Raw genomic sequence first — 15,306 nt, 5'->3', positions numbered from 1 at the left:
GATGGCAGCGCGGCTAGGACACACGATCAAGGCGGTCCTGTTCCAGGTTCATTCCATCGCGGGCCTGGTCCTCGCGCTACTGGTGTCCCTGATCGCGCTGACCGGCGCGATCATGAGTTTTGAGGACGAGATCGTCGATCATCTCAACGCCGGCATCATGCAGGTCGCGCCGCGTCAGGCGCCGGCGTTGATGCCTGATGAGCTGGTGGCGCGGTTGAAAGCGGGGCAGGACCTCGGCAAGGTCTCGGCCGTCACGCTGTCGAGCGATCCGTCGGCGGCGGTCCATGTCCGCTTTGGCCGTGACGACCGGGGCGGCCGGCCCGCTTCGCTCTATGTCGATCCCTATGACGCGCGCGTCCTGGGCTCGCCCCGCGGCGAGCCCTTCTTCGCGACCGTGCGCCAGCTGCATCGTTGGCTGCTGATTCCCGGCGACGGCAAGGGTTGGGGACGCCCGATCACCGGCAGCATCGCGATCGGCCTCATCATCATGCTGGTGTCGGGCCTCGTGCTGCGCTGGCCGCGTCGCGCGGGTAGCGTGAAGATGTGGCTGAAGCCGAATCTCGGGCTCAGCGGCCGCGGACTGCACCGGACGCTCCACACCGTGATCGGCACCTGGGTCCTGCCGGTCTATCTGACGATGACGCTGACCGGACTGTATTTCTCGTTCGAATGGTACAAGGACGGCGTAACCCGGCTGCTGGCGCGTCCGCAGGTCGCCGCAGCGAAGATGCCCGCAAAGTCGCCGGGTGGCCGGGCAGAGCCGGCGTCGCCGTTCGGATTCGACCAGGCCTGGATGACGTTCCAGCGCGAGGAAGGCGCTCGGTTCTCCAAAGCTCTGCTGACGCTGCCGGCGGGATCGGGCACGGCGATCCGCATCCGCTCGTGGGGCAAGGCGTCGCTGCTGGAGACCACGCGCGATGAATTCCGCATCGACGCCATCACCGGGCAACTGGTCTCCGCGGAGCGCTACGCCGACAAAACTTTTGGCGAGACAATCATCGCGGCCATCTACGACATCCATCGCGGCGCAATCCTGGGCTGGCCCGGCAAGCTCGCCTTCATGATCGCCGCGATCCTGATGCCGTTATTCGCAGTCACCGGCATCCTGCTCTATCTGTCGCGTCGCAGGCTGCGGCGCCCGGCACAGCCGCCGCTCGGGCGGCTCGTCCCCGGCGAGTGAGCGTTCAAGGCTAGCCAATACGCTTCCAATCGGTCAAAAGCCCAGGGCCTGTCCTCGCTAAGGTCCATGCCATGAAGCTCCCGACCGTCACCCCCGCCGAGATCCGCCGCGCCCTGCTGCTGCGCGAAGAAATCGCGCTGCTCGATCTCCGATATGAGGCAGGTTTCGCGACCGGGCATCCGCTGTTCGCCGCCAACATGTCCGCCGACCGGATCGAGATCGAGGCCGAGACGAGGCTGCCGCGCAAGGACGTGGCGATCGTGCTCTATGATGACGGTGAGGGGCTGGTCGCGCGAGGTGCCGAGCGGCTCGCCGCGCTGGGTTACACCAACATCAGCGCGCTGGATGGCGGACTGAAGGCCTGGCGTACCGCAGGCTACGAGGTCTTCGAGGACGTCAATTCCTATTCGAAAGCGTTCGGCGAACTGGTCGAGTCGCGCAGGCACACGCCGTCGCTCAGTGCCGACGAGGTGGCCAAGCTGATCGCCGACAAGGCTGACATCGCCATTCTCGACGTCCGCCGTTTTGACGAATACGCCACCATGAACATTCCGGGCTCGGTCAGCGTGCCCGGCGCGGAGCTGGTGTTGCGTGCAGGGCAGGCCGCGCCCGATCCCCAGACCACCATCATCGTCAATTGTGCCGGCCGCACCCGCTCCATCATCGGCACCCAGTCGCTGATCAATGCCGGCGTGCCCAACAAGGTTCGCGCGCTGCGCAACGGCACCATCGGGTGGACGCTGGCACGACATACGCTCGACCACGGCGCCGATAGGCGCGGCGCGATCGGGCCGTTCGAGGGCGGTCCGGCCAATGCGCGCGACGTCGCCTATCGCGCCGGCGTGCGCCACATCGGCGCGAACGAGATAGCTGCGCTTGTCGCGCAGACGAATCGCACGCTGTACCGGTTCGACGTGCGCGACGCGGAAGAGTATGCGGCCGGCCATCTCGCGGGCTTCCGGCATTATCCGGGTGGCCAGTTGGTGCAGGAAACCGACATGGCTGCGCCCGTGCGCGGTGCGCGCATCGTCCTGACCGACGACAAATGCGTCCGCGCCGACATGACGGCGTCGTGGCTGGCGCAGATGGGCTGGGAGGTCTATGTGCTCGAAGGCGGCTATGACGGCGCGCTCGAGATCGGCCCGCCGCGCGTGCTGCCCAAGCCGGATCCGGCCCATCGCTACCGCCGGCCCTATGAAGGTACCGACGTCGCGCAAGCCGCGATGCAGGCCTATCTCGATTGGGAATATGGCCTCGTCGAACAGCTCCGCCGCGACGGCACGCACGGGTTCTATGTGATTTGACCCAGCTCTTGGGCCCACCCACCGCCCCGCCATCTTCTCCCCGTATCCGACCCCTATTGTGCTGGGCCTCTTCTGCGGTCTAAGAGCTGCGGCAAAGCCGCCATTTCAGGAGACACCATGCCAGCCCCAGGCCAAAGCCCTGAGCGGAACGCCAAGGCGTTGCTGCTCGAAGGCGTCAATGACAGTGCCGTGGACCTGTTCAGGAGTGCCGGCTTCACCAATGTCGAGCGGCTGACCAAGGCGCTGGACGGCGAGGACCTGCGGCGCGCCCTCAAGGGCGTGTCACTGCTCGGCATCCGCTCGCGTACCCAGATCACCGATGAGGTGCTCGCCGCCGCCGACCAGTTGCTCGCCGTCGGCTGCTTCAGCGTCGGCACCAACCAGGTCGATCTTGCGGCGGCGCGCAAGCGCGGCATTCCCGTCTTCAATGCGCCCTTCTCCAACACGCGCAGCGTCGCCGAGCTCGTGATCGGCGAGATCGTGATGCTGCTGCGGCGGATCTTTCCGCGCTCGGTGTCGGCGCATGAGGGCGGCTGGGACAAGTCGGCGACCGGCAGCCGCGAGGTGCGCGGCCGCACCCTCGGCATCGTCGGTTACGGCAATATCGGCTCGCAGCTCTCGACGCTGGCCGAGGCGATCGGCATGCGCGTGATCTATTTCGACCGCACCGACAAGCTCCGCCACGGCAACACCGAGCCCGTCGAGCGGCTGGACGAGCTGCTGGCGCAGAGCGACGTCGTCAGCCTGCACGTTCCGGAGACACCGGAGACCGCGGGCATGATCGGCGAGAAGGAGCTGCGGGCGATGAAGCCGGGCTCGTTCCTGATCAACAACAGCCGCGGCACCGTGGTCGATCTCGATGCGCTCGCGCGCGCCTTGCGCGACGGCCATCTCGCCGGCGCCGCCATCGACGTGTTTCCGATCGAGCCGTCCTCGAACGCGGATCGCTTCAACAGCCCGGTGCAGGGCCTTGAGAACGTCATCCTCACGCCGCATATCGGCGGCTCCACCGAAGAGGCGCAGGAGCGCATCGGTGGCGAGGTCGCGCGCAAGCTGGTGGATTATTTCATCACGGGATCGACCATGGGCGCGGTGAATTTCCCGGAGGTGCAGCTGCATCTTCGCCCCTCCGGCGCGCGCTTCAGCCATGTCCATCGCAACGTGCCCGGCATGCTGCGGCGGCTCAACGAGGTCTTCCTCCAGCGCGACATCAACATCGCAGCGCAATATCTGGAGACGTCCGGCGATCTCGGTTACGTCGTGCTCGACGCCGATCTCGGCGGCCAGGATTCCGGCGCGCTGCTCGAGCAGATCCGCGGTCTCGACGGCACGGTCGGCGCGCGGCTGGTGTTCGAGCATTAGCGCGTCATTGACGGCAGGCCGGAGGTCGCATTGAATGCGGCCTCTGGTGGGTTGAACGAGAAACATAAGACCGGGTGGGAACGATGACGCTGACAAGAGCGAAGCTGTGCGTATGGCTCCTGGCCACGGCGGCGGCGCTGAGCGCGAATTCCGCCTTGGCGCTGACTTTGGCGGAGGACGCAGAAACCGTCTGCAAGGGTCTCGCCGGCGGCACCGACGCCGTGAAGATTGATTCCACCACGTTGCAGGCACCCTCGCCAATCGCCATCGCCGAACGCGGGCCGACTCCGTCCGGACGCATCACGCCGGCCAATCCCGGCTTCTGCAAGGTGCTCGGCCATATCGACCCGGTCGACCCCAAGGCGCCCCCGATCAAATTCCAGGTCAACCTTCCCGTCGAATGGAACGGCCGCTCGCTGCAGTATGGCGGCGGCGGTTTCAACGGTGTGCTGATCACCGGCCTTGCGCTGCCGCCCGCCTATCCCTTCGACAAGCCGTCGCCGCTTGCGCGCGGCTTCGTCACCTACGGCACCGATTCCGGCCATGAAACGAAACAAGGCGAGCCGCCGCAGGTGTTCGCACTCAACGACGAAGCCTTCGAGAATTTCGCTCACCGCTCCTACAAGAGAGTGCGCGATGCGGCCGTTGGCCTGATGGAGCGAGCCTACGGCAGGAAGCCGGAAAAGATGTACTTCATGGGTTCGTCGGAAGGCGGCCGCGAAGGCCTCACCATGGCGCAGCGTTACCCCGACGATTTCGACGGCATCTTTGCCCGCGTGCCCGTGATCAACTGGGTCGGCCTGCAACACGCCGGCACGCGTTCGGGTCTCGCGACCATGGGTCCGGGCTGGATCAATCCGGCGCAGGTGAAGCTCGTCGGCAACGCCGTGCGCGCAGCCTGCGACAAGGCCGACGGCTCCGACGATGCGCTGGTGCAGAACCCCGTCGCCTGCAAGGCGGCATTCAAGGTCGAGACGCTGCGCTGCGCCTCTGGCCAGAGCGGCGATCAGTGTCTGACCGATCCGCAGATCAAGGCGATCGAGACCTTGCACGGCACCTACAAGTTTCCGTTCGTTCTCGCCAATGGTCTCGACGATTATCCCGGCTGGGGCGTGTCGGGCGAGGACACGCCGGCGATCGGTCCGACCGGCGGTTGGGTTTCGTGGTGGCTCGGCACCGCGCCGCCGGCGCAACCGCCTGCGCCCAACAACGGCATCGCCTGGATCTACGGCGCCGGCGGCATCAAATACGTCTTCGCGCGCGATCCCAACCTCGACGTCACCACCTACAAGGTGGAGGAGCACAAGGCGCGGCTGCTCGAGGTCTCCAAGCTGATGGATTCGACCGATCCCGATCTCAGCCGCTTCCGTGCCCGAGGCGGCCGTCTGATCATGCTCGAGCACATGGCCGACTACGCCCAGAGTCCCTATGCCGGCATCCGCTATTTCGAGAACGTCGAGCGCAAGATGGGCAAGGCCGAGACCGCCGAATTCGCGCGGCTCTACACTGCGCCCGGCGTCGATCATGTCGGCTCCGGCGCGCCGGCCAATGTCGACATGCTCAGTGTGCTGGTCGACTGGGTCGAGAAGGGCAAGGCGCCCGGCGATCTCGAGGTGATCGAGCAGAAGGTCGAGCCACCGTCGTTCGCGACACTGCGCGCGCTGCCGCTGTGCCGCTGGCCGGCCTGGCCGCATTACAAGGCGGGTGCGGTGACGGAGGCGGCGAGCTTTACCTGCGCGCCCTAGCGAAACGGCTGGTTTGACAACCGCCCCGGGCCCGGTTATCTATTTCGCATGCGAAATAACGGCATCGAGGCCCGGCATCATCGGCTGATCTACCTGCTGAGCGTCGCGCAGCGCCGCCTGCAGCGCTGGATGGCGGCTCGGCCCGAGAGCGAGGTGACGCCGGCGCAGGCCGGGCTGTTGTTCATTCTCGGCAAGCAGGACGGCGTCCTGATGGGCGAGGCAGGCGCGGCGCTCGATCTGGGTCCGGCCGGCATTTCCGGCCTCGTCGACCGCACGGAGGCCGCCAAGCTGATCGAGCGGCGGGCCGATCGCGAGGACGGACGCGCCTGGCGGATCTGGCTGACGCCGAAGGGACGGACGGCATTGGCGCAGGCGAAGGCCGGCGCTGCCGAGGTCAATGCGGCACTGACGGACGGATTTACAGCCGCGGAGATCGACATCGTCGCACGCTGGCTGACCAGCATTCAGGACAAGTTTCCAAGACCTTCAGAGACAAGAAGTTCAGACGACTAGAAGGAGAGACCGATGACCGAGCACGTCCGGATCGAGAACGATGGCGGAATTCTCACCCTCACGCTGGCGCGTCCCGACAAGAAGAATGCGCTGACCGATGCGATGTACGGCAAGCTCGCCGACAGTATCGAATCCGCCGAGTTCGATCCCTCGGCCCGCGTGATCCTGATCCGCGGCGAGGGCGACATGTTCACCGCCGGCAACGACGTCAGCGAGTTTGCCGCTGTGGCGTCCGGAAAGTCGGAAGGCAGCCGCAATGTCATCCGCTTCATCCAGTCGCTGGCGCGTTGCACCAGGCCGCTGGTTGCGGCGGTACAGGGCCGTGCCGTCGGCGTCGGCACCACGATGCTGCTGCATTGCGACCTCGTCGTGCTCGCCGAAAACGTGCAATTGTCGACTCCTTTCGTCAGCCTCGCGCTGGTGCCGGAAGCCGCCTCCAGCCTGTTGATGCCGGCGCGCATCGGCTATGCCCGCGCCTATGAGATGTTCGCGCTGGGCGAGACCGTTCCCGCCAGGTCGGCGCTGGAATGGGGCCTCGCCAATCGCGTGGTGCCGCTCGACAAGCTCGATGCCGAGGCGCTCGCGCTCGCGAAGCGTCTCGCCCGCCAGCCGGCCGGCGCCCTCACCGCCACCAAGAAGCTGATGCGCAATGGCGAAGCGCTGGTCGCGCAGATGCAGGCCGAAGGCGAGCAGTTCGCCCAGCGCCTGCGCACCGCCGAGGCGCGCGAAGCGTTCACGGCCTTTGCCGAGCGCCGCCCGCCGGATTTCACCAAGGTCGGGTGAGGGAACCCGGCCTGCCAGGAGCTGCGGCGGACACCACCGCAGGCTCTTGATTAAAGTCTTAACCAAACCTTGGCATGTCGCCATGCAAGGTGGCCTCTCGTGAAGAGTAGGCCCTCGACCCATGACGATGTTTAAGAAATCGGTAAGCTCGCTTCTCCTGACGCTGATGGCGCTGCTGGCCGCCGGCGCGCTGGCCTCGACCGCGATCCAGATGGTCGGGGCTTTCGGCCGCTACAGCGATAGTCTGGAGACCGAACGGCTTGCGAATGCCGACAAGGCGATCTTCCATGGCGTGCTGTCCTTGCGCAACAATCGGGGCGATGCCCAGAGTGCGTTGCTCGGCGAGGACGATCCGCGCGCCAAGCTCGGGGCCGCCGAGAAGGCCGAGCAGGCCGGCTTTGATGCCATCGTCGCGGCGCTCTCCACCGTCGAATTCGCCCGTCGCGACGAGCTCGCAGGCACGCTGAAGCAGCGCTGGAGCGAGGCCGCGCCGAAGTTCCAGCTGTTCCACGACGAGGCCAAGCTGCCGCGCGCCGAGCGCAAGGTGGAGCGCACCGCCCCCTGGTACGATGGCATCACCAAGGTGATCGAGACCGCCAACCTCGCGTCCACCGCGGTGTCGAACCGCGCCTGGATGAATGATCCCTTCATCGCCCGCATGATCCAGGCCCGCCGCCTCGCCTGGCAGGTGCGCGACCGCTACGGCATCCAGTGCTCGACCCTGCGCCCGAACGTCAACACCTCCAAGCCGCTCGACGAGACCCAGAAGCAGACCGTGGCCGGCTGGAACGGCATCGTCACCGCCGGGTGGACCGGCATGGAGGAGCTGCTGGCCGCACCCGACGTGACGGCGAGCCTGGTCAACGCGGCGAAGGAAGCGCGCGCCAAGACCGACGGCGTCCTCAAGCAGATAGGCGACCTCACCAGGAATTTCGACGGAAGCGGCAAGCCGGCGATGCCCGCTGCGGAATGGAATGCGCTGTGCCAGTCGCCCTTCGCGCCCATCGTTGCTGTCGCCAACATGGCGCTCGACCAGTCGATCGCGCGTGCTGAGATGGTTCAGGCGAAAGCCCTCACCAACCTCATCGTGCAATCGTTCGCCTTCCTGCTCGCGCTGGCCGTGACCCTGACCGGCGTGTACGTGGTGCGCAATCGCCTGATGCGCCCGGTGCGCGCCATTCTCGGTGCCATCGCCCGCATCAGTGCGCGCGACTACGCGACGCCGGTGCCGCAATCCCGGCACCCCGACGAGTTCGGGACCATGGCCGCCGCACTCGAAAGCCTGCGCGAGAGTGCGGCGACTGCGGAACGGCTGGGCCGGGAACGCGAATCGCAGCAGGCACTCCAACTCGCCCGCTCCGGCACCGTCGATTCCGCATGCCGCAGCTTCGACGACACCGTGCAGGCCGTCATCCAGAGCGTTGTGGCCTCGACGCGGGAGCTCGATGCGACCGCGACCGGCGTGCGCTCGCTGGTTTCGGAATCGAGCAGCCAGACCGCGGCGGTCTCCTCCGCGGCCGAGCAGGCCACCAACAATCTCGAGACCATCGCGGCGGCGACCGAAGAACTCTCCGCGTCCGTCGGCGAGATCTCCGCGCAGGTGCAGTCCAGCGCGCGCGAGGCCCGCGAGGCTGTTGCACAGGCCGAGCAGACCAATGCGACGGTCGAGATTCTCGACCAGACCGCGAGCCGCATCGGCGAGGTCGTGAAAATGATCAATGCCATCGCCGCCCAGACCAACCTTCTGGCCTTGAACGCCACGATCGAAGCGGCGCGCGCAGGCGAGGCCGGCCGCGGTTTCGCCGTGGTCGCCGGCGAGGTCAAGAGCCTCGCGGCGCAGACTGCGACGGCGACGGAAGAGATCTCGCGCCAGGTCGAGGAAATCCAGGGCGCCACCGGCCAGGCTGTCACCGCCATCCGCGCGATCGGCGGCGCCATCAGCGGCATCGACGAGAAGATGACGGCGATTGCCGCCGCCGTCGAAGAGCAGCGCGCGGCGACCACCGAGATCTCGCGCAACTTCCAGCAGGCCGCGCAGGGCACCCGCGAGGTCACCGACACCATCGGCAGCGTCGCCAGGCTCAACCAGGAAACCGGCAACGCCGGCACGGTGTTGTCGGACTCCGTCAAGAAGATGTCGGCCGACGCCGATCGCCTCCGCGTTGCGGTCGAGGGCTTCTTGGGAGCGGTGAAGACCGCGTAATTCCGTTAGATCACTTGGCCGATATCTCGCCACGAACCTGGACCTCATCCTGAGGGCCCGCCGAAGGCGGGTGTCTCGAAGGATGGCCGCAAGCGAGCTTTCTCGCAATTCTCCACCTGATGTCGCGCGGGCATTGCCGCCGATCCGTGCGGCGGCTACATCTGTGGCGCCGCGTCGCGTAGGCGGCAACAGACGTAAGACACATCAGGGATGGAGAGTTCGATGCCGGTCACCCCTCACAAGGCCCAGCGCCCCTATCGCGGCGTGTTCCCGGTCGCGCCCACCATCTTCGACGAGCGCGGCGAGCTCGACCTCGAGGGTCAGCGTCGCTGCATCGATTTCATGATCGATGCCGGCTCGCATGGCATCTGCATCCTCGCCAATTTCTCCGAGCAGTTCGTTCTCACCGATGCCGAGCGCGAAACCGTGATGCATGCCGTGCTGGAGCACGTCGCGGGCCGGGTTCCCGTGATCGTCACCACCACCCATTTCAGCTCGGCCGTCTGCGCGGCACGCAGCCAGCAGGCGGAGGCGGCCGGGGCCGCCATGGTGATGGTGATGCCGCCCTATCACGGCGCGACCTTTCGCGTGCCGGAGAAGGGTATCGTCGAATTCTTCCGCGTGCTCTCGGGCGCGATCAACATTCCCGTCATGATCCAGGACGCGCCGGTTGCCGGTACGCCGCTCTCGGTGGAGCTGCTCGCACGGCTGGCGCGCGACTTCGCCAACATCCGCTATTTCAAGATCGAGGTCGCAGGCGCAGGTTCGAAGCTGCGCAGCCTGATCGAGGCTGGTGGCAAGGACATCGAGGGTCCCTGGGATGGTGAGGAGGCGATCACGCTGCTGGCCGATCTCGACGCCGGTGCGACCGGCGCGATGACCGGCGGCGGCTATCCCGACGGCATCCGCCAGATCATCGATCCCTATTTCGCCGGCGATCGGGAGAAGGCGAAGGCCGCCTATGAGCGCTGGCTGCCGCTGATCAATTACGAGAACCGCCAGTGCGGCCTGATCGCCTGCAAGGCGATGATGCAAGCCGGCGGCGTGATCAAGTCGGACGCCGTGCGCCATCCGCTCCAACCGCTGCATCCGGCAACGCGCGCGGGCCTGCTGGAACTCGCCAAGGAGCGCGATGCGCTGGCCTTGCGGTGGGGGAAGTAGAGTCCCAGCCTCCGCAGGCCTAGGGTGAGCAAAGCGACTTGTCCGCCGTAGCTCGCAGAGCGAAGGCGGAAGCGTGCCCACCAACCTGTCTGCCGTCGAGGAGAGTGGGGGCACGGCGCTCTGCGCCTTTGCTCGCCCTACGAGGGCTGCGGGTAGGACGTCGCGCCCGCATTTCGGCCGAAGGCTTCGAATTAGCGCGATTCCGCCGGTTTCCCGCAGCCCGGCAATGACATATTGTACGCCTGCCAACCGGCCCTGCGGAGAATCCCAAGACATCGCTTAATACCTCTTCATTATGCCGTTATCCCGAGCCAGGTTGGCGCGAACCGACAGAACAGGGAGGCAGTGCCATGACGATGAGGCCCGATCCCACCTTCCACGCATCGCCCAGGCTTGCGATGGAGGCGCCCGCGGAGAACTTTGCCTACACGTTGCTGCTCAGTCCGGATTTCTCAAAGCCGGATGCTCTTGCGGTCATCGACGTCAAGCCGGGATCGCCGACCTACAGTCGGATCGTCCACACCGTGACGATGCCCAACAAGGGCGACGAGTTTCATCACTTCGGCTGGAATGCCTGCTCCTCCGCCTTGTCGCCGCTTGCCGGACATGCCTTCATCGAGCGACGCTATCTCATCATCCCCGGGCTGCGCTCGTCGCGGATCTACATCATCGATACCAAGCCGGATCCGACCCAAGCCAAGATCCACAAGATCATCGAGCCCGAGGAAGTGTTCAAGAAGACCGGCTACTCGCGGCCGCACACGATCCATTGCGGGCCGGACGGCATTTATGTCAGCACGCTGGGTGGCGGCGGCAAGGACGGCACCAATGGGCCTCCAGGCGTCTTCATCATGGATTGCGAGACGTTCGAAGTCCTTGGACGATGGGAGATCGACCGCGGTCCGCAGACGCTGCACTATGATTTCTGGTGGAACCTGCCGCGCGACTACATGGTGACGAGCGAATGGGCGTTGCCGCCGCAGTTCGAGAACGGGATCGTCCCGGAAGATCTGCTGTCGAACAAATATGGCCATCGTCTCCACTTCTGGGATCTACGCGCACGTCGCAACGTTCAGACCATCGATCTCGGCGCCAACCATCAGATGGCGCTGGAGGTGCGGCCGGCGCACGATCCGGTTCGCGAATACGGCTTCGTTGGCGTTGTGGTCGACACCACCAATCTCGAAGCATCGATCTGGACGTGGTGGCGCGAAGGCGGGAAATTCCACGCAGAGAAGACGGCCACGATCCCGCCCGAGCCCGCGCCAAAGGAGAAGCTCCCGCCGCTGCTGCAGGGCTTTGGTGCCGTGCCGCCGCTGGTGACCGACATCGACCTGTCGATGGATGACCGGTTCCTCTATGTCTCGTGCTGGGGCACGGGTGAAATGCGGCAGTACGATGTCACTGATCCGCGCAAGCCGAAGCTTGCGGGCTCGGTTCACATCGGCGGCATTGCACGCCGAACGGCGCATCCGAATGGCAAGGCCTTTGCGGCCGGCCCGCAAATGGTCGAGATCAGCCGCGACGGCAGGCGCGTATACTGGACCAATTCGCTCTATTCCACCTGGGACGACCAGTTCTATCCCGACGGAGTTCCGGGCGTGGAGGTGATGGCCAATGTCGGTCGCACCGGCGGCCTCGAGCTCGACAAGGACTACTTCGTGAGCTTCCCCGACGGATATCGCGCGCACCAGATCAGGCTCGAGGGCGGCGATTGTTCGACAGACTCGTTTTGCTACCCGTCGGTCTAGACGGGGGGCACGCGAGCCCGGCGCTTGGCTGGCTCTGGTTCGCTCTTGTTGCGAGCGGCCTCTACCACGGGATCAATCCCGGGATGGGATGGCCGCTCGCGGTTTCGGCCGGGCTGATGGACAAGAGCCCACGCGCGCTCTTCCGCGCGTTGTGGGCACTGGCGGCCGGGCATCTTCTGGCGACGCTTCTCGTGGTGCTGCCGTTCGCATTCCTGTTCGTGCTGGCCGAGTGGCAGCGTTCGATCCAGCTCAGCGCGAGCCTTCTCGTCATCGCTTTCGGTGTCTATCGGTTGATCGCGCGGCGCCATCCCCGCGCGCTGGCACGAATTCCGCCGACGCAATTGGCACTCTGGTCATTTGCCGTTGCCATCGCTCACGGCGCCGCACTGATGCTCGTGCCGATTTATCTCGGGCTTTGCCAGGCCTTGGCACTCGATCCCGGCCATGAGGCGGCAGAAGTGTTAATGAAGGCAAATCTCGGGATGGCGGTGCTGGTGTCCTTCGTGCACGTGATCGCCATGGTCAGCGCCGGCGGAAGTCTGGCCTGGCTGGTCTACCGCTATCTGGGATTGAAGTTCGTTTCGCGAAGCTGGTTCAATCTGGATGCGGTTTGGGCGATCAGCCTCGTTCTGGTCGGCGCGGTGGCGCTCGCATTCAGTCTTGCGAGCTGAGGGTCATGCCTACCGCGCCAACGCCCATTCACCGATGATGCGGAAGCGTGCCCTCGCATCGTCCTGCTCGAACAGGGCGAGACGATCGATCGCCAACATGCCGAGACGGAGCGCCGCAAACCGCGCTCGCAACATCTTCAAAATCGGCCCGCGCCGCTCCGCATCGAGTCGCCCGGTGAGCGTCATGTGGAAGCGGAATTCTTCCATCACGTACGGATAGCCCCAGCGGTCGAGATGGTCGCGCTGCGGTTCGCTGAGCTTCTCGGGTCTGCGCCGCGCGCGGTCTTCCGCAGACAAAGCGGCGCGGAACGAGTCGAATTCGCGGACGCAATCGGCGGCGAGCGCTTGAAGTGCCTCGACAGGCTCGGCTGGAATGACGGCGATGAAGCCACTGATGGCATCGACGACCGGCCGGATCACAGGAAGCGGTCGCGGCTTGCCGGCGAATGTCGCGCAGGCGGCCATCAGCTCGGCATCAGTCTTGCCAGGCGCGAGCGCCATCGGCGCCTTCAGCGTGGCGTGAAAGCCGTATTTGCGGGGATCGGCGCTGACGTCGCGCCAGTCAGGCGCGACCTCCAACGCCTCGCGCGGAAATGGCAGCTCGTTGCCGGTGTAGGCATCGTAACCGAGCAGCTCCGCGCCGAAGCGCGAGAGCGCGTGATCGGCGCCTGCGGCAAAATAGATCGCGTAGCGGGGAAAACCTGTCATTGCCCGAGCATAGCCGGTTTAGGCCGCGACGACAGCTTCGCGTGGCGCCGCCGCCACAGCGGTGAGTAGCCGCGTCGCATCGGTGAGATGAACCAGCTTTCCGCCTGATATCACCGCGATCAGCCGCGGTCTCAGCTTCACGCTGTCGTCGACCAGCAGAATGTCGGCGCGGCGGCCTTCCGCGAGCACGCCGCGATCGGTAAGACCGGTCGCGCGCGCAGGGCCGGCGGAGACCAGGTTCCAGGCTTCGGTCAGCGGCAGCACGCCGTCGGCGGCGAGCCGGAACGCGGCGAGCAGCTGCGCGGGATAGTAATAGTCCGACGCCAGCACCGAGCAGAGGCCCTTGGCGATCATGTCGGAGGCCCTGGTCCACCCGGTGTGGCTGCCGCCGCGCACGACGTTCGGCGCGCCGTAGACGATGGCATCGCCGTGGCTTGCCGCCGCCCGCGCCGTCTCCTCGTTGACCGGAAACTCCGCGATCTCAGCGCCGAGCGCGCGAAACTCCTGGCGCATTGCCGGTGTCGCATCGTCGTGCGAGAGCATCCGCACTTCGGCAGCGCGGGCCACGGCGGCGAGGCGCGACACGGAAGCCGGCACCTCGTCCGCGCGCGAGACGACGCGCTCGACCAGGCGGTCGAAATCCTCAGCTGACAACCCGGTGCGCTCCACCATGCGGTTGCGCTTGCGCGGCTTGGCCATGTCGGCGACGGTGCCGTCCATATGGTCGTTGAAGGCGAACAGGTCGACCCGGCGCTCGGAGAGCCACTGGCTGATCTCAATCTCGGTGTCGAGATTGTAGGTCTCGTGTCGCAGGTGGAAGCGGGTGTCGGCGGCGAATTGCGGGCGCTGCCGCTCGATTGCCTCCATCAGGGCGCGCGCGTTGTCGGCGCTGCGCAGGCCGGGTTCCCACGAACAGGTCGTGGCATGAAAGACCGTCGTGATGCCGTTGCTGATCGCCTGGCGATCGCTGTCGGCGAGCGCGACGTCGATGGGGAAATCGACGCCAGCGCGCGGCATCATCTGCCGCTCGAAGGCATCGCCATGCAGATCGACGATGCCGGGCAGCACCAGCAGATTGCGGGCATCGATCGCAAGCCGCGCCCGGCCGCGAGAGGCGTCGATCGCGGCGATGTCCTGTCCGGACACCGCCAATGACGTTTCGACGAGCTCGGCGCCGATCAGGGCCCGGCCGCCCTCAAGGATGATGTCTGTCACGCGACCGCGCTTCGTTTGCTGGCAAGGGAACTGGCAGGAGAATTGGTGGGAGAGCTCGCCCGTGCTTCGTATGTCGCAAGGAAATCTTCAATCCCGAGCTTGCGGAAATCGGGCAGGGCCTCGCGCAATTTGTCGTGATTCCAATCCCACCAGGCCAGCCCGGCGAGCCGTCCGGCGATCTCCTCGGAGAACCGCCGCCGCATGATGCGGGCCGGATTGCCGGCGACGATGGTATAGGCCGGCACGTCCTTGGTGACGATGGCGCCGGCCGCGATCACCGCGCCCGTGCCGATGTTGCGGCCCGGCAGCACGATCGCGCCGTGGCCGATCCAGACGTCGTGGCCGATATGGACGTGGTGCTGGCGCCGCCAGTCGAAGAATTCGGCATCGTCGCTCTCGCCTTCGAAATAGGCGCTGGAGCGGTAGGTGAAATGTGCCTGCGTTGCGCGGAGCATCGGGTGATTGCCGGGATTGATCCGCGTCATCGCCGCGATCGAGCAGAACTTTCCGATAGTGGCGTAGGTGATCTGGGCATCGTTGACGACATAGGAGTAATCGCCCATCGCCACGTCATGCAGGATCGTGCGCGCGCCGACCTCGGTATAGGCGCCGAGCCTGGTCTCATGCAGCTTGGCCGAGGGATCGATGGTCGGCTGGACCGAAAGAGCTTTGGCGACCATGTTGCATCCGGGGTGAGGAGAGCGAGCGTT

The 15,306-nt window shown here is 65.9% G+C and carries 13 protein-coding genes; 10 read left to right on the top strand and 3 right to left on the bottom strand.

Annotated elements, in window-relative coordinates:
- Position 1: 1 nt before the first annotated feature.
- The 10 genes from ACFDR6_RS03355 (at position 2) to ACFDR6_RS03310 (ending at position 12,673) form a co-directional block, all read left to right on the top strand.
- Positions 2–1,180 carry a PepSY-associated TM helix domain-containing protein gene (locus ACFDR6_RS03355; protein WP_375857375.1) on the top strand — a complete coding sequence of 393 codons (1,179 nt, stop codon included), beginning with the start codon at positions 2–4 and terminating at the stop codon, positions 1,178–1,180.
- Between the two features lie 71 nt (positions 1,181–1,251).
- A complete protein-coding gene (locus tag ACFDR6_RS03350; RefSeq protein ID WP_375857374.1) occupies positions 1,252–2,484 on the top strand; it encodes a rhodanese-like domain-containing protein in 1,233 nt (410 codons plus the stop codon).
- A 117-nt stretch (positions 2,485–2,601) separates the two neighbouring features.
- The gene (gene serA, locus ACFDR6_RS03345) at positions 2,602–3,846 is read left to right on the top strand and encodes a phosphoglycerate dehydrogenase (RefSeq protein WP_375857373.1); all 1,245 of its coding nucleotides are present in this window, start codon (positions 2,602–2,604) and stop codon (positions 3,844–3,846) included.
- Positions 3,847–3,929: 83 nt separating this feature from the next.
- Complete coding sequence (locus ACFDR6_RS03340; RefSeq protein WP_375857372.1) at positions 3,930–5,591, top strand: tannase/feruloyl esterase family alpha/beta hydrolase; 1,662 nt, start codon at positions 3,930–3,932, stop codon at positions 5,589–5,591.
- Between the two features lie 48 nt (positions 5,592–5,639).
- Positions 5,640–6,104 (top strand): MarR family winged helix-turn-helix transcriptional regulator, encoded by a 465-nt coding sequence (locus ACFDR6_RS03335; protein WP_375857371.1) that lies wholly within the window; start codon positions 5,640–5,642, stop codon positions 6,102–6,104.
- 12 nt (positions 6,105–6,116) lie between these two features.
- On the top strand, positions 6,117–6,887 hold the full coding sequence (locus ACFDR6_RS03330; protein ID WP_375857370.1) for an enoyl-CoA hydratase: 771 nt from the start codon (positions 6,117–6,119) through the stop codon (positions 6,885–6,887).
- A gap of 121 nt (positions 6,888–7,008) precedes the next feature.
- On the top strand, positions 7,009–9,090 hold the full coding sequence (locus ACFDR6_RS03325; RefSeq protein WP_212084430.1) for a methyl-accepting chemotaxis protein: 2,082 nt from the start codon (positions 7,009–7,011) through the stop codon (positions 9,088–9,090).
- Between the two features lie 222 nt (positions 9,091–9,312).
- Positions 9,313–10,251, top strand: coding sequence for a dihydrodipicolinate synthase family protein (locus ACFDR6_RS03320; RefSeq protein WP_375857369.1), 939 nt, complete (start codon positions 9,313–9,315; stop codon positions 10,249–10,251).
- 350 nt (positions 10,252–10,601) lie between these two features.
- Complete coding sequence (locus ACFDR6_RS03315; RefSeq protein ID WP_375857368.1) at positions 10,602–12,002, top strand: selenium-binding protein SBP56-related protein; 1,401 nt, start codon at positions 10,602–10,604, stop codon at positions 12,000–12,002.
- An 83-nt stretch (positions 12,003–12,085) separates the two neighbouring features.
- On the top strand, positions 12,086–12,673 hold the full coding sequence (locus ACFDR6_RS03310) for a hypothetical protein (RefSeq protein WP_375857911.1): 588 nt from the start codon (positions 12,086–12,088) through the stop codon (positions 12,671–12,673).
- A gap of 9 nt (positions 12,674–12,682) precedes the next feature.
- On the opposite strand, the gene ACFDR6_RS03305 is transcribed toward ACFDR6_RS03310, so the two are convergent.
- Genes ACFDR6_RS03305 through ACFDR6_RS03295 form a run of 3 tightly spaced genes read right to left on the bottom strand, consistent with a single transcriptional unit; the run spans position 12,683 to position 15,276 of the window.
- Positions 12,683–13,381: a DUF1045 domain-containing protein gene (locus ACFDR6_RS03305; RefSeq protein ID WP_212084441.1), complete on the bottom strand. Its 699-nt coding sequence runs from the start codon at positions 13,379–13,381 to the stop codon at positions 12,683–12,685.
- A gap of 18 nt (positions 13,382–13,399) precedes the next feature.
- Positions 13,400–14,596, bottom strand: a complete 1,197-nt coding sequence (locus ACFDR6_RS03300) for an alpha-D-ribose 1-methylphosphonate 5-triphosphate diphosphatase (protein WP_375857367.1) — start codon at positions 14,594–14,596, stop codon at positions 13,400–13,402.
- The gene (locus tag ACFDR6_RS03295; RefSeq protein WP_375857366.1) at positions 14,593–15,276 is read right to left on the bottom strand and encodes a transferase hexapeptide repeat family protein; all 684 of its coding nucleotides are present in this window, start codon (positions 15,274–15,276) and stop codon (positions 14,593–14,595) included. The genes ACFDR6_RS03300 and ACFDR6_RS03295 overlap by 4 nt, the downstream gene beginning before the upstream one ends.
- Positions 15,277–15,306: the final 30 nt, after the last annotated feature.

The sequence above is a fragment of the Bradyrhizobium tunisiense genome (genome assembly GCF_042263385.1).
Lineage (GTDB): Bacteria > Pseudomonadota > Alphaproteobacteria > Rhizobiales > Xanthobacteraceae > Bradyrhizobium > Bradyrhizobium tunisiense.
The sequence above is the reverse complement of the archived record's forward strand: the minus strand, read 5'-3'. Positions and strand labels throughout refer to the sequence as shown.